The 18,392-nt window shown below is 63.8% G+C and carries 17 protein-coding genes and 4 pseudogenes; 12 read left to right on the forward strand and 9 right to left on the reverse strand.

Annotated elements, in window-relative coordinates:
• A pseudogene (locus ACRDTL_RS03265) lies at positions 1–105 on the reverse strand (short-chain dehydrogenase); the annotation flags it as partial.
• 66 nt (positions 106–171) lie between these two features.
• Here ACRDTL_RS03265 and ACRDTL_RS03270 point away from each other — a divergent pair.
• The 4 genes from ACRDTL_RS03270 to ACRDTL_RS03285 all read left to right on the forward strand — a co-directional run bounded on the left by ACRDTL_RS03270 (position 172) and on the right by ACRDTL_RS03285 (position 2,763).
• A complete protein-coding gene (locus ACRDTL_RS03270; RefSeq protein WP_431505285.1) occupies positions 172–960 on the forward strand; it encodes a TetR/AcrR family transcriptional regulator in 789 nt (262 codons plus the stop codon).
• Between the two features lie 88 nt (positions 961–1,048).
• Positions 1,049–2,026 carry an NAD(P)H-dependent flavin oxidoreductase gene (locus tag ACRDTL_RS03275; RefSeq protein WP_431505286.1) on the forward strand — a complete coding sequence of 326 codons (978 nt, stop codon included), beginning with the start codon at positions 1,049–1,051 and terminating at the stop codon, positions 2,024–2,026.
• Positions 2,027–2,081: 55 nt separating this feature from the next.
• A complete protein-coding gene (locus tag ACRDTL_RS03280) occupies positions 2,082–2,336 on the forward strand; it encodes a type II toxin-antitoxin system Phd/YefM family antitoxin (RefSeq protein ID WP_431505287.1) in 255 nt (84 codons plus the stop codon).
• Positions 2,337–2,553: 217 nt separating this feature from the next.
• The gene (locus ACRDTL_RS03285; RefSeq protein WP_431505288.1) at positions 2,554–2,763 is read left to right on the forward strand and encodes a PIN domain-containing protein; all 210 of its coding nucleotides are present in this window, start codon (positions 2,554–2,556) and stop codon (positions 2,761–2,763) included.
• Positions 2,764–2,770: 7 nt separating this feature from the next.
• Here ACRDTL_RS03285 and ACRDTL_RS03290 read toward each other — a convergent pair whose 3' ends face one another.
• Genes ACRDTL_RS03290 through fabG form a run of 5 tightly spaced genes read right to left on the reverse strand, consistent with a single transcriptional unit; the run spans position 2,771 to position 7,843 of the window.
• Positions 2,771–3,484: a GntR family transcriptional regulator gene (locus tag ACRDTL_RS03290; protein ID WP_431505289.1), complete on the reverse strand. Its 714-nt coding sequence runs from the start codon at positions 3,482–3,484 to the stop codon at positions 2,771–2,773.
• A gap of 2 nt (positions 3,485–3,486) precedes the next feature.
• Positions 3,487–4,680: an acyl-CoA dehydrogenase family protein gene (locus ACRDTL_RS03295; protein ID WP_431505290.1), complete on the reverse strand. Its 1,194-nt coding sequence runs from the start codon at positions 4,678–4,680 to the stop codon at positions 3,487–3,489.
• A gap of 15 nt (positions 4,681–4,695) precedes the next feature.
• On the reverse strand, positions 4,696–5,889 hold the full coding sequence (locus ACRDTL_RS03300; RefSeq protein ID WP_431505291.1) for a CoA transferase: 1,194 nt from the start codon (positions 5,887–5,889) through the stop codon (positions 4,696–4,698).
• Positions 5,886–7,106, reverse strand: a complete 1,221-nt coding sequence (locus tag ACRDTL_RS03305; protein WP_431505292.1) for an acetyl-CoA C-acetyltransferase — start codon at positions 7,104–7,106, stop codon at positions 5,886–5,888. The genes ACRDTL_RS03300 and ACRDTL_RS03305 overlap by 4 nt, the downstream gene beginning before the upstream one ends.
• On the reverse strand, positions 7,103–7,843 hold the full coding sequence (gene fabG / locus ACRDTL_RS03310) for a 3-oxoacyl-ACP reductase FabG (protein WP_431505293.1): 741 nt from the start codon (positions 7,841–7,843) through the stop codon (positions 7,103–7,105). The genes ACRDTL_RS03305 and fabG overlap by 4 nt, the downstream gene beginning before the upstream one ends.
• A gap of 104 nt (positions 7,844–7,947) precedes the next feature.
• Between fabG and ACRDTL_RS03315 the strand changes: the two genes are divergently transcribed.
• The gene (locus ACRDTL_RS03315; protein WP_431505294.1) at positions 7,948–9,117 is read left to right on the forward strand and encodes an acyl-CoA dehydrogenase family protein; all 1,170 of its coding nucleotides are present in this window, start codon (positions 7,948–7,950) and stop codon (positions 9,115–9,117) included.
• A gap of 81 nt (positions 9,118–9,198) precedes the next feature.
• Here ACRDTL_RS03315 and ACRDTL_RS03320 read toward each other — a convergent pair.
• Positions 9,199–10,388 (reverse strand): IS3 family transposase gene (locus ACRDTL_RS03320; RefSeq protein WP_431505295.1). Its coding sequence is split into 2 segments (ribosomal slippage): positions 9,199–10,118 and positions 10,118–10,388, totalling 1,191 coding nucleotides; the frame shifts between segments, so codons are not numbered across the junction.
• 68 nt (positions 10,389–10,456) lie between these two features.
• On the opposite strand from ACRDTL_RS03320, the pseudogene ACRDTL_RS03325 reads away from it, so the two are divergent.
• From ACRDTL_RS03325 to ACRDTL_RS03345, 5 genes and pseudogenes are all read left to right on the forward strand, one after another.
• Positions 10,457–11,257 (forward strand): annotated as a pseudogene (locus ACRDTL_RS03325) (oxidoreductase); the annotation flags it as partial.
• Positions 11,258–11,376: 119 nt separating this feature from the next.
• Entirely contained in the window at positions 11,377–12,141 is a 765-nt protein-coding gene (locus ACRDTL_RS03330) for an enoyl-CoA hydratase/isomerase family protein (RefSeq protein ID WP_431505296.1), read from the forward strand.
• A complete protein-coding gene (locus ACRDTL_RS03335) occupies positions 12,131–13,339 on the forward strand; it encodes an acyl-CoA dehydrogenase family protein (protein ID WP_431505297.1) in 1,209 nt (402 codons plus the stop codon). The genes ACRDTL_RS03330 and ACRDTL_RS03335 overlap by 11 nt, the downstream gene beginning before the upstream one ends.
• A gap of 14 nt (positions 13,340–13,353) precedes the next feature.
• Entirely contained in the window at positions 13,354–14,310 is a 957-nt protein-coding gene (locus ACRDTL_RS03340; RefSeq protein ID WP_431505298.1) for an acyl-CoA dehydrogenase family protein, read from the forward strand.
• 47 nt (positions 14,311–14,357) lie between these two features.
• Positions 14,358–14,468, forward strand: coding sequence for a hypothetical protein (locus tag ACRDTL_RS03345; RefSeq protein ID WP_431505299.1), 111 nt, complete (start codon positions 14,358–14,360; stop codon positions 14,466–14,468).
• Here the strand turns inward: ACRDTL_RS03345 and hpnE are convergent.
• Positions 14,435–15,820: a hydroxysqualene dehydroxylase HpnE gene (hpnE, locus tag ACRDTL_RS03350; protein WP_431505300.1), complete on the reverse strand. Its 1,386-nt coding sequence runs from the start codon at positions 15,818–15,820 to the stop codon at positions 14,435–14,437. The genes ACRDTL_RS03345 and hpnE overlap by 34 nt on opposite strands.
• Before the next feature lie 13 nt (positions 15,821–15,833).
• Between hpnE and ACRDTL_RS03355 the strand changes: the two are divergent.
• Positions 15,834–16,908 (forward strand): annotated as a pseudogene (locus ACRDTL_RS03355) (IS110 family transposase).
• 306 nt (positions 16,909–17,214) lie between these two features.
• On the forward strand, positions 17,215–17,793 hold the full coding sequence (locus ACRDTL_RS03360) for an RES family NAD+ phosphorylase (RefSeq protein WP_431505301.1): 579 nt from the start codon (positions 17,215–17,217) through the stop codon (positions 17,791–17,793).
• Between the two features lie 424 nt (positions 17,794–18,217).
• Here ACRDTL_RS03360 and ACRDTL_RS03365 read toward each other — a convergent pair.
• Positions 18,218–18,392 (reverse strand): annotated as a pseudogene (locus ACRDTL_RS03365) (site-specific integrase); the annotation flags it as partial.

The following is an 18,392-nucleotide window of genomic DNA, read 5'->3' on the forward strand; positions in this document are numbered from 1 at the left end:
GGCGACCCGGGCGCCGTCGTCTGCCAGGCACCGCGCGGTGGCCAGTCCCATTCCGCGACCGCCGCCGACGACGACTGCGGTAGCGTTTGTCAGCCCCAGGTCCATATCAAAACCCCTACGATAGGTATTACAGTAGTAGATCGTAGCTTCGACAAGACTGCAATATTCTTGATGGAGGTGCCCGTAGTGGCAAAGCAAGCAACCGCCGAAAAGCGCCAGCGGCGCGAACGCGGGTCCATCAACCCCGATGACATCATCACCGGCGCGTTCGAACTCGCCGAGCAGGTATCGATCGACAACTTGAGCATGCCGCTGCTCGGCAAGCACCTCGGCGTCGGCGTCACCAGCATCTACTGGTACTTCCGCAAGAAGGACGACCTGCTCAACGCGATGACCGACCGCGCCTTGCGCAAGTACGTGTTCGCCACCCCGTACGTGGAAGCCAGCGACTGGCGCGAAACGCTGCGGAATCACGCGCGCTCGATGCGGAAGGCGTTCCTGGGCAACCCGATCCTGTGCGACCTGATTTTGATTCGTTCCGCGCTCAGCCCCAGAGCGGCCCGGCTCGGTGTTCAGGAGATCGAGAAGGCCATCGCGGGTCTGGTCGAGGCGGGGCTATCACCCGACGAAGCCTTCGACACGTACTCGGCGGTGTCGGTCCATGTTCGCGGATCGGTGGTTCTGCATCGACTCCACCAGAAGAACCGGGCGACCGAGAATGGCGCGCGCACGATCGAGGACACCATGGTCATCGACGCCCAGACGACGCCGCTGCTCGCTCAAATGACGGTGAAGGGCCACCACATCGGGTCGGCCGACGAGGCCAACTTCGAATACGTCCTCGACTGTATCCTCGACCACGCCGGCCGGTTGATCCAGCAGAACTCGAAATCGACTGCCCGTCAACGCAAGGCAACGAAGTCGACAAGAGGGCAGGGCCGGACCAAAACGGCACGCTAACTCTACGGCGTCTCTGAGGTTGTGGTAGGAACCAAACGAATTGTGGTCCACCGTGATTCGGCCGCCGCCCGACCAGGGGGAGGTTCCTGTGACGCTGTCTACGTCACTGACGCAGCTGCTCGGGATCGACTATCCGATCGTCTCCGCGCCGATGGACATGGTCGCCGGCGGTGAACTGGCCGCCGCAGTCAGCGACGCAGGTGGGCTCGGCCTCATCGGCGGCGGCTACGGCAATGCCAAGTGGTTGACCCGCCAGTTCGATCTGGCCGCCGGATCAGCGGTGGGCTGCGGATTCATCACCTGGTCGCTGGCGCAGCAACCGCGGCTGCTCGACCTCACACTCGAGCGGGAGCCGGTGGCGGTCATGCTGTCATTCGGCGATCCCGGCAGCTTCGCCACCACGATCAAGTCCGCCGGGGCGCGTCTGATCTGCCAAATTCAAGACCGTGTCCAAGCCGAGCGGGCGTTGCAGGTCGGGGCGGACGTGTTGGTCGCTCAGGGCAGCGAGGCCGGCGGACACGGCTTCGGGCCTCGGTCCACGCTGACCCTGGTGCCCGAGATCGTCGACCTGGTCGACGCCCGCGGCGCCGGCATCCCGGTGCTCGCCGCAGGCGGCATTGCCGACGGCCGCAGCCTGGCGGCGGCGTTAATGCTGGGCGCCGCAGGGGTATTAGTCGGCACCCGCTTTTACGCCACAAGGGAAGCACTATCCACCCCACAGGCGCGCGACCAACTCATTGCCGCCAACGGCGACGACACTTGCCGCACCACGATCTACGACCAGCTCCGAGGCTATCCCTGGCCGAGTGGGCACACCATGAGCGTGCTGCGCAACAGCCTCACCGACCGATTCGACGGCACCGAACGCGAGATGCTCCACGCCGAAGACAGCATCAGCGAATATTCGCGAGCCGTTACCGCGCGTGACTATGCCATTGCCAATGTCACCGTCGGTCAAGCCGCCGGACTCGTCAACGCAGTCGTCTCGGCGGCCGAAGTGGTAACGGGCATGGCGCAGCTAGCCGCAGGCACACTATCGCGTCGCCACGACGGTCCCGTCAGCTAACCATTTGTGGCTATAATACCGCTGACATAAATGACTACTTTGGAAGCGGGTTGGCGTGGAGATCGGCGTTCGCGAGTTGCGTGACCAGTTGAGCCGGCACCTGGCGGAGGTTCGGGAAGGGCGAACCGTGACCGTGACGGATCACGGGCGCCCGATCGCGCGCATCGTGCCGATACAACGGCCAACGAAGTTGGAGCAACTCCGACAGGAGGGTCGCATCCAGCGCGCACGAAGCCGTAAGAAGCCCGCACCCGCCCCGCTGGCCACCGGTGGCACGGTTAGCGACCTGGTCGGCGAGCAGCGTAGGTGATCGGCTATCTGGACACCTCGGCCTTCGTTCCGTTACTGATCGAGGAGCCAACCAGCCAAACGGGCCGACGGTTCTGGGATGACGCCGACGTCATCGTGTCGTCACGGCTGCTCTATGTGGAAACTGCTGCAGCGCTGGCACAGGCGCGCGGATCGGGCGCCTCAGCCAGGGCAAGCATCTCCAGGCACGTCGGCGTCTCGACCAGATGTGGTCAGAGATGGATGTCGTTGAGGTGGATGAGCAGGTCGCGGCCCGTGCGGCTGACCTGACTCACCGTCTTTCTCTGCGTGGCTACGATGCTGTGCATTGCGCATCGGCCGAACAACTCGGCGACGACGATGTCGTAGCCGCGTCCGGAGACCAGCACCTATTGACCGCATGGTTAGAGCTCGGCATGGCAACCTACGACACCAACCAGAAGGCGTAGCCCGTAGTCAGCCCTGCGAGCGCGCCCGCCGACGCGAGTTCGGACGGCTCGAACCGTCGATAACTCCATGTTCGACGAGGTGATCGATCAACGGCGCCGCGCCGGCGGCGAGATGCTGCGACATGGCCTTGCGGGCAAGCTCCTCGTCGTGCTTGTGCAACGCCGCCACCACCCGGCGGTGGTCTTTGATCGACTGGCCGGGCCACCCGGCGATGGTGGGAAACACCGATTCCGGTGCGTAACGGGTGATCTGCGACATCAGTTGGGCCAGCTTCGGCGAGTCAGCGGCAACGTTGATGGCCCGGTGGAACTCGTGGTTGAGCCGGACCGCCCGTTCGCCGTCGTCCCCGGCATAGGCTTCCTCGAGCTGAGTCTGGATTTCCTTGAGCTCACGCAGCTGGTCTTCGTCGATGTTGAGCGCGGCGCGTGCGGCGAGTTCGCCGCCGACGTGTGCTTGTACGTTGGCCACGTCGGCGAGGTCTCCGCCGGTCACCGGCAACACCACGAAGCCGCGGCGCGGCTGCTGCGCGAGCAGCCCCTCGGCGCGAAGCTCGAACAACGCCTCGCGCACCGGCGTGACGCTGATACCGAGCTCCGCCGCTAATTGGTCTAACCGCACGTACTCTCCCGCGGAGTAGGTGCCGTCGAAAATCCGGTTACGGACAAAGCGCGCAACGTCTTCGGACAGCTGCGGCCGTGCGGCGAATTCCGGAACACTCACGGTCAGATCCGATAGTCGGCGAGCAGCCGCTTGCTGATGATCTGCTTCTGGATCTCGCTGGTTCCCTCCCCGATGAGCAGGAACGGGGCGTCGCGCATCAGCCGCTCGATCTCGTACTCCTTGGAATAGCCGTAGCCGCCGTGGATGCGGAAGCTCTGCTGGGTGACCTCCGAACAGAACTCGCTGGCCAGATACTTCGCCATGCCTGCGGCGACGTCGTTACGCTCGCCGGAGTCCTTCAGCCGGGCCGCGTTGACCATCATCAGATGTGCGGCCTCGACTTTGGTGGCCATCTCGGCGATTTGGAAGGCGATGGCCTGATGCTCGGCGATCGGCTTGCCGAATGTTTGTCGTTGCTGGGCATAGCGCACCGCGAGTTCGAACGCGCGAAGCGCGACCCCGCAGGCCCGCGCAGACACATTGACCCGGCCGACCTCGATCCCGTCCATCATCTGGTAGAAGCCCTGCCCTGGCGCACCGCCCAGGAGATCGTCGGCACTGGCGATGTACCCGTCGAATATCATTTCGGTGGTGTCGATGCCCTTGTAGCCCAGCTTGTCGATCTTGCCCGGTATCACCAACCCCGGTGTGACCTCACCGAACCCGGTCGGCTTCTCGACGAGGAACGCGGTCAGGTTACGGTGCGGTGAGTCCGCTCCCTCGTCGGTGCGCACCAACGCCGCCACCAACGTCGAGCTACCGCCATTGGTCAGCCACATCTTCTGGCCGTTGATCGTGTAATTCCCGTCCGGATTGCGGGTCGCGCGGGTACGGATGGCGGCGACGTCGGAACCCAACTCAGGCTCGGACATCGAAAACGCGCCGCGAACTTCGCCCGTTGCCATGCGCGGCAACAGCCGCTGCTTCTGCGCATCGGTGCCGTGCTGTCGCAGGATATAAGCGACGATGAAGTGGGTGTTGAGCACGCCGGAGACGCTCATCCAGCCACGGGCCAACTCCTCCACACAAAGCGCATAGGTCAACAACGACTCACCCAGCCCGCCGTACTCCTGCGGGACCATCAGGCCGAACAGACCCATCTCCCGCATCTGGTCAACGATGTCCTGCGGGTAGGTGTCGGTGTGTTCGAGCTCCGGCGCCTTGGGAATGACCTCCTTCTCGACGAATTGCCGTACCGTGGCGATGATCTCGGTCTGGAAGTCGGTCAGACCGAGCGTCTGGGCCAGTTTGGTCATGCGGCTCTCCTCTGGTCAGCGGGCGATCGTCTTCGCGCGGGTCAGCCGCTCAATGTCTGCCGTGCTCACTCCCAAACGTTGCATCAGTACCGCGGCGGTGTCCCCGCCCAGTGCCGGCGCGGCTTGACTCGTGGGATGGTCACCGTCGAATGCGATCGGCAGTCCCGGTGCGAGGTATTCGCCAAGCCCGTCTTGGTACAGCCGGGAAAACAACGGATTCGCTGTTACCCGTTCGTCTTCGGCGATCTCCGCGAAGGTCCGGTAGCGTTCGAACAGCACGGTGGTCGCCGACAACGACGCGGTGATTTGATCCGCGGTGTGATCGGTGAACCAGGTGGCGAATAGCCCGCTCAGCACGTCGCGGTAGCGGTAGCGGTCGCCCTCGTCGCTGAAGTCGGCGCCGAGCGACTCGGCGAGTCCGGACACCGCGGCGCCGGTGCCGGTTACCTCGAGCAGGTCGCGGAAGTGTCGCCCGGTCAGCGTGACGACCATGAACGCGACACCGTCACGGCTGGTGAAGTCCTGACCGTATTGGCCATAGATCGCGTTACCCAGCCGTTGGCGCTGCGTGCCGTTCACCTGCGGTTCGGTCAACAGGCCCAGGTTTCCGGCGGTGGCCAGCGCGACATCTTCGAGCGCCAGGCTGATTTGGGCGCCGGCGCCGGACTGGTCGCGGCGTCGTAGCGCAGCGACCACCGCGAGCGCGGCGTACAGGCCGCAGCACACATCCCAGGCCGGCAACACATGGTTGATCGGGCCGGCATGGTTGGCCGGACCGGTCACCAGCGGGTATCCGATCGCGGCGTTGACGGTGTAGTCCACTCCGGTGGAACCGTCACCGCGGCCGAGCAACTGGACGTGGATCACGTCGTCGCGCAGGGCGGTGAGCTTTTCATACGACAGCCAGGGCAGGCCCGCGGTGTTGGTCACCACGATGCCATCACCCTCGACGATCAATCGCTGGATCAACTCCTGGCCCTCGGGTGAGCGCAGATCGATGGTCGCCGAGCGCTTTCCCTTGTTCAGGCCGGTCCAGTAGATCGAGGTGCCACTGGCGGCCAGCGGCCAGCGGTTTACGTCGGACGCGCCACCGATCGGGTCGACCCGAATCACCTGTGCGCCAAGTTGGTTCAACGTCATTCCGCACAACGGTGCGGCGACGAAGCTGGCCACCTCGATGACGGTGACATCGCTCAGCGGCAAAGTCACGAGGAGATCCGTTCGAACACCGCGGCCAGCCCCTGTCCCCCGCCGATGCACATGGTCTCCAGCCCGTAGCGCGCACCTCGCCGGGTGAGCTCGCGTGCCAGCGTGGCCAGCATCCGGCCGCCGGTCGCGCCGACCGGATGGCCGAGCGAGATGCCGGATCCATGCACGTTGGTCCGTTCACGGTCGGCGGCGCCAAAGCGCCACTCCCGCATCACGGCAAGGGCCTGCGCGGCGAACGCCTCGTTGAGTTCGATCACATCGATGTCGCTCAATTGCAGTCCCGCCTTGGCGAGCGCGACCTCGGTGGCCGGCACCGGGCCGATGCCCATGATGTTGGGTGCCACCGCCGCGACCCCCCATGACACCAGCCGGACCAGCGGGGTCAGGCCCAATTCGCCGACTTTTTCCGGTGTGGTCACCACGCACATCGATGCCGCGTCGTTTTGCCCACTGGCGTTGCCGGCGGTCACCGTCGCGTCTGGATCATGGCCCAGCAGAGCGGGTTTGAGCTTGCGCAGCGACTCCACCGACGTATCGGCACGCGGATGTTCGTCGGTGTCGATCAGTTCCTCGCCTTGGCGAGTCCGCACCGCGACCGGAATGATCTCCTCGGCGAATATTCCGTTCTTCTGCGCGGCAACCGCACGCTGGTGCGAGGTCACCGCGAGCTCGTCTTGTTCGGTTCGGGAGATGTCGTACTGGCGGCGCAAGTTCTCGGCGGTCTCCAGCATGCCGCCAGGCACCGGGTAGTGTTGGCCGCCCGCGGTGGTGCGGCCGCGGGCAAGGCCGTCGTGCACCCGCACCCCGCTGCGGGCGCCGCCCCAGCGCATGTCGGTGGAGTAGAAGGCCACGTTGCTCATGCTCTCGGCGCCGCCGGCGATGACGAGATCATGGTCGCCGGTACTTACCTGCATGCATGCCTGGATCACCGCCTGCAGACCGGAGCCGCAGCGGCGGTCGACCTGCATGCCCGGCACCGTCACCGGCAGGCCGGCATCGAGCGCGATTACACGTCCGATCGCCGGCGCTTCGCTGCTGGGGTAGCAGTGTCCGACAATGACGTCCTGTATTGATTCGGACGGGATACCGGTTCGCTCCAGCAGCCCTCGCAGTGCCGCAACACCGAGGTCGAGAGCGGTCAGCGACTTGAACATTCCCCCGTAGCGGCCGATCGGGGTGCGCACCGGCTCGCAGATGACGGCTTCACGTCCGGTCACATGAACCTCCCGCCGGTGATCTCCAGCACGGTGCCGGTCATGTACGACGACATATCCGAGGCCAGGAACAACGCGACGTTGGCGACCTCGGCCGGCTCACCCGCGCGGCCCATCGGAACCTCGGCGACCTTTTCGTCCCAGATGTGTTGCGGCATCGCCTCGGTCATCGCCGAGCGGATCAGGCCGGGCGCGATCGCGTTCACCCGCACACCCAGGTGGGCAAGCTCCTTGGCGGCGGCCTTGGTCATACCGACGATCCCGGCCTTGGCTGCCGAATAATTGGTCTGCCCGACCAGGCCGACCTTGCCGGACAACGACGACATGTTCACGATCGCGCCGCGCTTGTTCTCCCGCATGATCGCCGCAGCTTTACGGGTGCCGTTCCAGGTCCCCTTCAGATGTACGGTGATGACCTCGTCGAACTGCTCCTCGGTCATCTTGCGCATGGTTGCGTCGCGGGTGATGCCGGCGTTGTTGACCATGATGTCCAGAGCGCCGAACCGCTCAACGGCGGTCGCGACCAGAGTGTCGACGTCCGATGCGACCGTGACGTCGCAGCGCACCGCCGCCGCCACGTCTTCGCCGCCGAGCCGTTTGGCCGCCGCCTCGGTTGCCTCGAGGTTCACGTCACCGAGAACCACCCGCGCACCCTCGGCGGCGAACCGTTCGGCGATCGCGAATCCCAGACCTTGCGCACCACCTGTGACGACCGCTGTCTGACCGGTCAGCAACGACACCTGATCACCGTCCTCACGTCGACGTCGGAAACGTCAGACATCCTATTTCATATATGATCGCCGCGAAGTAGCGGGCCAGTGCCGCCGGGAAGGAGCGCGAAGTTATGCAGACCGCCGCCGTCGACGACGACGACTTCCGGCAGATCCTCGCACAGACCCGCCAGTTCGTCCGCAGCGCCGTCGTCCCGCGTGAGCAGGAGATCCTGGCTACCGACCGGGTTCCCGACGACCTTGCCGACCAGGCCAAGAAGATGGGATTGTTCGGCTATGCCATCCCGCCGGAGTGGGGCGGACTCGGCTTGGACCTGACCCAGGACGTCGAGTTGGCGATGGAGTTGGGCTACACCTCGCTGGCGCTGCGATCGATGTTCGGCACCAACAACGGCATCGCCGGACAGGTTCTGGTCGGGTTCGGCACCGACGAGCAGAAGTCCCGCTGGTTGGCCGCGATGGCCTCCGGCGACGTGATCGCCTCGTTCGCGCTGACCGAGGCCGGCGCCGGCTCCAACCCGGCCGGACTGCGCACCAAAGCGGTTGCCGAAAGCGGTGATTGGGTGATCTCCGGCGAGAAGCGCTTCATCACCAATGCACCGGTTGCCGATCTGTTCGTGGTGTTCGCCCGCACCCGGCCGGCCGACGACGCGGGCCCCGCCATCGCGGTCTTCCTGGTCCCGGCGGACACTGCCGGCGTCGAGGTGGGCGCCAAGGACGCCAAGATGGGCCAGGAAGGCGCGTGGACGGCCGACGTCAGCTTCACCGACGTCCGCGTCCCGGCCGGCGCCCTGATTGGCGGCAGCGAGGACATCGGTTACCGGGCGGCGATGACGTCGCTGGCGCGCGGCCGAATCCACATCGCCGCGCTCGCCGTCGGTGCCGCTCAGCGCGCACTCGACGAATCCGTGGCATACGCGGCCACGGCCACCCAGGGCGGCACGCCGATCGGGAACTTCCAGTTGGTGCAGGCGATGCTGGCCGACCAGCAGACCGGGGTGATGGCCGGGCGCGCTTTGGTCCGCGATGCCGCCCGGTTGTGGATCACCGATCGGGACCGCCGGATCGCCCCGTCGGCGGCGAAGCTTTTCTGCACCGAAATGGCCGGCAAGGTCGCGGATCTCGCCGTGCAGATCCACGGCGGCAGCGGCTACATGCGCGAGGTGCCGGTGGAGCGGATCTACCGCGACGTCCGGTTGTTGCGGCTCTACGAGGGGACCAGCGAGATTCAGCGCCTGATCGTCGGGTCGAACCTGGTCAGGGCGGCGCAGCGCCGATCATGACGAGTCACCCCGGCGAGCGTGCGTGTCCCCGCACGACACCAACGTAAGAGGTGGGCTTGACCCCGTTTGGTGGACACAGGGTCAGGCGGCTTGTGCCGTCTGAGTGAGTCGGTCTTCGAAGTCGACCGGACTCATCATAGCGATGGCCGAGTGACGTCGGCGTCGGTTGTAGACTCGCTCGATCCAGTCGCCAACGGCCAGCTTGGCGGCCGCCTTGGTCGGCCAAAGATACCTGTCGTAGAACTCAACTTTCATTGTCGCCCAGAATGACTCGGCCTGAGCATTGTCCCAACACACCGCCGTGCGGCCAACCGAGCGGAGCAGGTTGTGCTCGCGGGCGAACCGCGCGAGCTGTGCGGAGGTGTACTGGCAGCCGCGATCAGCGTGCAGAATCACCTGTTCGGCCAGCTCGCCGCGCATCGCCACGGCCATCGCCAGGGCGGCCTGGACCAGATCGGTGTGCAGGTACTCATCGATGGCCCAGCCGATCACCCGCCGTGAGCAGCCATCGCGCACCGCGCACAGATACAGCCAGCCCTCACCAGTGCGCAGGTAGGTGATGTCGGAGGTCCACACCCGGTTGAGCCGCCCGGTATCGAAACGGCGCCCCACCAGGTCTTTGGGTATCACTGCATCGGGGTCGACGACCGTGGTGACCGGCGCGAATCGGCGCGGGCTGATCCCGGCCAACCCTTGCCGGCGCAGCGAGGCTGCCACCGTTTTGCGGGACACCCTCTGCCCGTCGGCGCGCAGGTCGGCCAGGATGCGCGGGGTGCCGTAGACGCCGTCAGAGGCCGTGTGGAACTTCGCGACCTTGGCGTCCAGCTCGGCGCGCCGCTGGTGTGCCGGGGTTGGCCCGCCATTGCGGTTGGCGCGCCATTTGTAGAACCCCGAACGGGACACCTCCAGCAGTTCGCACATCCGCTTGATGCTGTAGGTGGCCTTCTCCGCCTCGATCACCCGGTAGGCTTCTACCGGTTGTGTTCGGAGACGAAGAAGGCCGCGGCTTTTTTCAAAAACTCACGGTCCAAACATAATTCGGCATTTTCACGGCGCAGACGCTCTAGCTCCGCGCGTTCATCAGCATCCAGCACCGCGCCAGTATCACCGGCCGATAAGGCTTGGCGTTGGAGGCGCACCCAACGCCCCAGCACTTGTTCACCAACACCAATCTCGGCGGCCACGTGCGCCACCGGGCGACCGGTCTCAATCACCAGGCGGGCAGCCTGCTCCCGAAACTCCGGGGTGTACTTGCGACGCTTGCCCGACATAGGGACATCCTTCCCGCGGGACCAGCAGTCCCACCAGATAGGTGTCCACCATCAGGGGTCAACCCCATGCCCGAGTCGTGATGGCGGTGCGCAACGTCGGCAAGGGTCACGATGCTGCTGCCGAGATCATGCGTGACAGTCCGCGGGCAGTCATAACGGTGCAGGAACTGGACCTGACGTCGCTGAACTCCGTCCGCGAGGCGGCCGAACAGCTCATGTCCGACCACCCTCATATCGATCTGCTCGTCAACAACGCCGGAGTGATGTGGACGCCCAAGGGCACCACCGAAGACGGATTCGAGCTGCAGTTCGGCACCAATCATCTCGGCCATTTCGCACTCACCGGCCTTATCCTCAAAAGCCTGTTATCCGTGGAGAATTCGCGGGTCGTTACCGTCAGTAGCTTGGGTCACCGGCAGCGATCCACGATCAATTTCGAGGACCTACAATCCCATCAGAAGTACGATCGCGTCGCGGCCTACGGCAGATCCAAGCTGTCCAACCTTCTCTTCACCTACGAGCTGCAGCGCCGCTTGGCCGCTGCCTTCGGGGCGCCGATAGCCGTCGCCGCACACCCCGGTCTTACGGGCACCGAACTGACGCGTGACTTCCCGCGATGGCTTCGACTAGCGATCAACACCGTGGAGCCGCTCTTGTTGCAGCCTGTTGGCATGGGGGCGCTGCCAATTTTACGAGCCGCCACTGACCCTGACGTTAAAGGTGGGCAGTACTACGGGCCCGACGGACGTGGCGAGCGTCGAGGGAATCCTACTGTCGTCGATTCAAGTCGCCGTTCTCACGATCTGCAGCTGCAGGCACGGATGTGGAAGATATCGGAGGAACTCACCGGAGTCACTTATCCGGTGTGAATATAGCAGGCGGAGGGAGGATTTGGCTTAGCCGCCCGTAGTCGAGCCACCAGGCTTTTTGAGTATGAGCTGATCTGTGAGCAGTAGCTCACCCATGAAGGATCGTAGAGGAGACCCGCATGGACCCCCGTGTCCGTCGAGAGGATCACGACGATTGGACGACGTTGTGGCTGAACCGACCGGAGAAGCTCAACGCGCTGACCACTGAGTTCTTCGCCGAACTGCGGAGTCATGTTGAAGCGCTTCAGGATGATGATTCGATCCGATGTGTTGTGTTGCGTGGCGCAGGCCGGTGCTTTTCTGCAGGCCACGATCTCAACGATATTTCAGCCGGAGAGTCGTCCCCCTCAGCGGGATGGCACAGCCAGACACTTCGCCTCTTGGAGAAGCTTCCAAAGCCGGTGATCGCCGCGGTCCACGGGCACTGCTACACCGGTGCCCTCGAAGTCGCCTTGGCCTGCGACTTCATCGTCGCCGCGGACAACGCGCGCTTCGGTGACACCCATGCAAAGTGGGCGTTGACACCCATCTGGGGCCTGAGCCAGCGTCTGCCGCGGCGGGTGGGCGCCGCGGCAGCCAAACGGCTCATGTTCACCTGCGACATGATCGATGCAGCCGAATCCGTACGTATCGGACTGGCCGAGTACGCAATACCCTATGGCGACTTCGATCAGGAGATCACCACGCTGGCCACTCGAATCGCGGCGAATTCACCCTTCAGTCACCGAGCCAATAAGCAGCTGTTGGAAGCAACCGACGCCATCTCCATCGATGCCGGACTGCACTGGGAGGTCCTGGAGAACGCCGGCGTGGGACCCGACATGCAGGATCGCATCGCCACGTTCACCGCCCGAACAAAGGACACCCCGACGAATGCGTCTTGACGATAACCCAGAGCTCGAGGCGTTCCGGCGTGAAGTCGCCGAATTTCTCGACACCGCGCCGACACCGGCCGCCCGGGAGGCGGGCCGGAAAACGACGAGCGTGTTCGCGCCGTTCGACGAAGTGATGCGGTGGCACCGCATCCTCCACGCTAAAGGCTGGTCCGCGCCGGCGTGGCCGGTCGAATACGGCGGTACGGGGTGGTCTGTCGAACAACGCTTGATCTTCGCCGAGGAGTACTGCGAGCGCGACCTGCCGCCGCTGCTGCCCAACGGTCTTCAAATGGTTGGTCCTCTACTCATGGAGCTCGGCACCGACGAGCAGAAACAGAGATACCTCCCAGGGATTCTTTCCGGCGAAGACTATTGGGCACAGGGATACTCCGAGCCCAACGCTGGATCCGATCTGGCCGCCCTCGCCTGCTCCGCGACCGCAGACGGCGACGACTACATCATCAATGGTCAAAAGACCTGGGCCACGCTCGCCCACAAAGCCAATCGCATGTTTATGCTGGTACGCACCAGTCGGTCGGGCAAGAAGCAGCAAGGCATCACCTTCCTGCTCCTGGACAGGATGGACTACCCAGGACTGACCGTGCGGCCAATAACCGGATTAGACGGCCAACCCGAACAATGCGAAGTGTTCTTCGACAATGTCCGTATTTCCCAAACCGGACGTGTCGGGGCCGAGAATGACGGCTGGACGGTGGCGAAGCAATTGCTTCGCCACGAGCGTGGCGGCGCCGCGCAAAGTCCTTGGCTGCGTCATAAGCTGCGGCGCGTTCGAGATGCTGCCGCAGTTACGCCTTGCCCCGGCAGCGGACCATTATCCGAAGATCCGGTTTTCCAGCGCGATATCGGCGAGCTCGAAGCTGAGGTCACGGCCTACGGAGCTTTCGAGAAATTGGTGATCAGCGGTCACCAAATGGGTTCGGGACCAGCAACTCCGTCCCTGCTGAAAATCATGAGCTCTGAACTGACACAACGCATCTCGACTGCGATGATCAGAGTAGCCGGCTTGAACGGCTTACCGCTCCAGCTAGAAGCACTGACTGTCGGCGCGGGTGTCCGGCCACTAGACAGCGACTTCGACCTGGTTGCCATGCCGTACTACCTGAACTCGCGGGCCACCACGATCTATGCCGGAACGAACGAGATCCAACGAGACCTTCTCTCACGAACACCGCCGATTCTAGATTGAGAGCCTGCGCGACAATGGATTTCACATTTACCGACGAGCAAACGATGATGCGGAGATCGCTCGCCGACTATCTCGCCCAGCATTACGGCCTCGAGCACCGCCAAGCCGTCCTGCGTTCTGCCGCAGGCATGTCTGACAAGGTTTGGAGTCAGCTCAAAGCGATGGGTCTTTTAGCCATGCCGCTGCCTGAGTCGATCGGCGGTCTCGGCGGGACGGCCTCCGACATCGTCGCGGTCACTGAGCTCTTCGGACGTCACCTCGTAATCGAGCCTTACCTCTCCTCGATCATCTTTGCAGGGCGCGCACTCGCCAGGGCCAAGGATTGTGAGCTGGCATCTGCGTGGCTGCGGCAGATCGTGACGGGCGACATGCGAGCCGCGTTGGCTCACGAGGAATCGCACGGCACAGCCGCCCTACACATGATCTCGACCACCGCGCATCCCGACGGGGAGTATTACGTCATTCGAGGCGAGAAGCGCCTAGTGCTCGATGGCGCCGGCGCCGACATCGTCGTCGTGACTGCGCGCCTGACCGGGGATGCGTTCGCGACCTTGCTTGTCGAGCCACTTACAGATGGAGTGACGCTAACGCCATACCAGACGATCGATGGTCGCCGCGCCGCGAACATCCGATTCGACCAGGTGCGGGTTTCTTCGGCTGCGCTGCTCTGCGCCAACGCATCACAGTCGATTCAAGACATCGTTAACGACGCAGTTCTTAGTCTTGCTGCCGAAGCGGTCGGCGCGATGGGAGCGCTCCTCGACGCCACTGCAACTTACGCGAGCACACGGACGCAGTTTGGTGTTCCGATTACACATTTTCAGGTGATCGCACACAAGATCGCGGATATGAAGCTCGCCTACGTGAAGGCTCGATCGACGTTGCTCTACACAACCGCACTCGTTGAAAGCGGGCGCGCTGACACCCGCGATTACTCCCTCGTCAAGGCACAGGTGGGACGCCTAGTCTAGGACGCAAACTCGCCGAGTCCGCGGTTCAGATCCACGGTGGCATCGGAATGACCGACGAACTTGCCGTCGGTCACTACATGAAACGGATCTTAGCGATCGACACGATGTTCGGCCCAGCTGAATATCACCTACAGATGTTGGGGTCCGCGGCCGGCTGAACTCCGAATCGCCGAAATTGCTTCGCGGTGACAGCGGACTTGATTCCCAATTGTCTCTCGACCTCCTCGACCGCGCGGTGGCCGCTCTCCACAGCGCCTTCCATGAGCGACGTCATACCCAGATCAGTCCAGTCGCCGGCCAGGATGAGACCCGGCACCGGTGTTCGCGGTGGCCGACGGGCGCCTTGCGATCCTGGACGAGGCGAGAACGTGGCGCTCGGTTGCCGAACGACGTGGGTGTACACGACTGTGCTGTCGGCGAATTCGGGGAAGTGAGTACGGAGCGACGCGAGAACCTCTTCAACCACCTGAGCGTTGGTCATCGTCTGCTGTCGCCACGCCGCACCTGTCACCAGGCTGTAGCCATATCCAATTCCGTCGCGCCGTCCGTAGAGCGTGGTCCGGTCGAACACCCACTCTGATGCGGTGCCGAGCAAGCCCTCAAACGCTTGCGTCATCTGCAGCGGCCGATCCAGCCAGACATAGGTCGACACGATCGGGGCCGCCTCGATCGAACTGATCGGGTCAAAGAAATCTCGGTAGCCGAGGTCGCTCGCCTCAAACACGGTGGCCGCGTCCCACGCTGGGAGAGCAAGGACGACCGCGTCGGCGTCGAAGGCCTCACCGCCCTTGAGCACCACACCGGCGCAACGCTCATTATTTACGTTGACCGACGCTACCTTCGTACTCAGCCTGATATCGACACCGCGCTGCGTCAACACCAACTCCGCAGGAACGACGAACAAGTTGTTGAGGTCGGTCGTCGCATAACCAAGGCCCAGATTGCGCGGATCCTTCAAAGACCGCTGCGCGATCATCCGCAGAGTCTCGACCATTGTGTACGCGGAATGACGCTGCGGCGTGTCGTTAAGCGCGGTGACGAACGGGTCAAAGGACAAGTTGCGTAGCGACTTTGGCGCACCGATCCGTCTCAGCCACACATCGACGGATAGCTGATCCAGGCTACGTGGGCGTCTCACAATCGCATAGACAAGATGGCACAGCGCACGGATGATCGGCGGCGCCTCCCGCAGCGGCACCGCACCAGAGCGCAGCATGTGCAACGGCGTCAGCTGAACTGGACCGCGTCCCGGTTCGCGCTGGACCCAGGCCTTCGTCCACGTCACCTGGTCCTGACTACCGATGCGCACCAGATACTCCATAAGCCGCGTGTAGCAACGCAGCATCGCATGCTGCCCGTTATCCACCGTCGCACCGGCCTGCGGCACATCGATGCCAAAGGTGCGACCGCCCAGACGAGCCCGAGCCTCGAGCAGCGTCACGCGATAACCGCGGTCACTCAACCACACCGACGTCGACAACCCTGCCAGGCCGCCACCCGCCACGATCACGTGCGGCACTGTCATCTTCTGCAGTGTCGGCTTGGATGTGCATGCACGTTCGGTTGTTGCGTGCGGGTTGGATCGGGAGACCGGAGAGGTCTTCGAGCAGCGGTTAACGCCGAACCATGAAGAGATCGCCGCCTGGATCCAGTCGTTACCCGGGCCAGCGGCAGCGGTGTATGAAGCCGGGCCGACAGGATTTGGATTGGCCCGGTCATTAGAGGCTGCGGGGATCGTGTGCGAGGTGGCTGCGCCGTCGAAGTTGATCAGACCGTCCGGAGATCGGGTCAAGACCGACGCACGGGATGCCCGTCATCTCGCCCGGCTGTTGCTGGTCGAAGAGGTCACCGCGGTGACCATCCCCACCCGTACACAGGAATCCGCGCGTGATCTGGTGCGCGCCCGTGAGGATTGCCGCGGTGATCTGATGAGCACTCGACACCGACTGTCGAAACTCCTTTTGCGCCAGGGGATCGTCTACTCCGGAGGCAAAGCCTGGACGGGTGAGCACGAGCTGTGGCTGCGTGCCCAACGGTTCGACGATCCGGTGTTGCAACTGGCCTACGACACCTGCTTTGAAGCGATGCTAGCCACGCTAGGTCGCCGGGACCGACTCGATAAGGCGATCGAGGACATGGCCGCCGACTCTGAGTTCACCCCCACAGGTCACACGCCTGTCTTGCATTCGCGGAATCGCCACGTTGACCGCGTTCGGGCTGGCCGTCGAGATCGGTGACTGGAATCGGCTGACCGGCCGATCCATCGGGGCGTACCTCGGGTTGGTTCCCACCGAGTATTCCTCTGGGGCCAGCCGCAGCCAAGGCGGGGTCACCAAGACTGGCAACAGCCATGTTCGGCGGCTGCTGGTGGAGGCCGCCTGGCACCACCGTCCACGGTACTGCCCGGGTGAAAAGCTGCGGCGGCGCTGGGAAGCCGCAACTCCATCCGCTGCAGCCCGCGGACAGCAGGCCAATCGGCGTCTGCACGCGCGCTGGCAAGGATTCGATGCACGCAAGAAACGTTCCGTGGTCGCCAATGCGGCGATCGCCCGCGAACTGGCCGGCTGGTGCTGGTCGCTCGCCGTGCTCGACGGGTAAACCTCAAGGCCACCGGATGAGGTGCCCGGAAAGGTCGGCAGGCGTCTTGGAGCGACCCGCGAAAGCTCTATGAGCAATCATGTTGCCGGGCAACTGATGACGCTCGTTGCTAGATACCGCGAACCGCTCCGACTCGAAAGTCCCGTCCTGCGGTAACCAACCCGCGCATATCAGACTGACAACGCGTCGACCCGACACGCTCGACCTCGACGGACACCTCATCCGGTCAACAAAAGCAGCGGCCGCTTAATCCCAGCGATCGCCACTCTCCACTGCCCACTTGACAGGACCGTCTACATATCAGAGCTGTACCAGTTCAGTCACCGTTTCGACGACGTCCACCGCCGTTTCCGCACGCTCTATTGCGCTGACTCGGCCGAAACGTCTCTCCGCGAGGTGCTAGCCGACTTCCGGCCGAACCTCGGCGCGCTGCGCCGCCATGTCGAGCGCTACGGACCCCAGGCCGCTCAAGACTTCACAGAGAAGCCGGTCACTACGCAGTGGCGCATACAGCACGTCCTCGTTCCCACAGTCCTCAAGCTCGATGGCCCCTTGATCGACCTGACCGACGTCCCCACACGCCAGGAGATCGAGCATCGCCACGTCGAACTGCTGCTCGAGCACGACCTGCAGCACCTCGATCTACACGAGATCACCACCAGTCGCCGCGCCATCACGCAGACGATCGCCGCGGACCTTTTTGACCGAGGCGCCGGCGCCGTCCGGTTCCCGTCCCGCCTGGACGGCAACGCTTGCGTCGCACTCTTCGAGGGCCGCGGCACCGCGAGCTTGGCGGGAGACCTCATCGCGCTCACCGACCCGCCGCCCGAACCGCTCACCAACGTCACCACGCCGTGGGGCCTGATGCTTGAGCCGGCGCCGTAAAGCTGCTGCCAGATTGGGATGCGCACATGGTGCCCATCGGACCACACGCAAGCAAATTGCACTGCATCCAGCCTGTCTCCGGACATCCCACGGCGATTCAAGTTGCGGCCGATAGTTCTATGAGATCCGCCGGGACCGCCGCGCTCTGTTCGGTAAGTGAAAACCACGCACTAAGACTTCACCCAAGTCCCACTTCTACCGACTAGGTAACCCGATCGGCTTGCCATGCAGATTGGGTCATCGCATGGGGCCAACATGGGGCCAACGAGCCAGACCGACTGATCCAACCCGTCTGATTGCAGGTCTCACGTCGAGCCTGACCAGCTGAAATACATCGATGGAGGACGGAACTCCGTCTGAAAAGCGGAAGGTCGCCGGTTCGATCCCGGCCCTGGCCACCATCTTTGACCTGCATTGACACGGATTATGCACTCGTTGGTTGGTTTGACTCGTCCGGTTCTTGTCCGGTCTTCGGTGTGTGTACCTCAGTCGCGTGAAGCTGATCAAGGTTGGTTGCGACCTGGTCCAACTCGTCGGCATAGAGGTCGCTGTAGATGTTCGCGGTCACGGTCGGCGTTGAATGCCCCATGGTCTTCTGT

The sequence above is a fragment of the Mycobacterium sp. genome (assembly GCF_050700595.1).
GTDB lineage: Bacteria > Actinomycetota > Actinomycetes > Mycobacteriales > Mycobacteriaceae > Mycobacterium.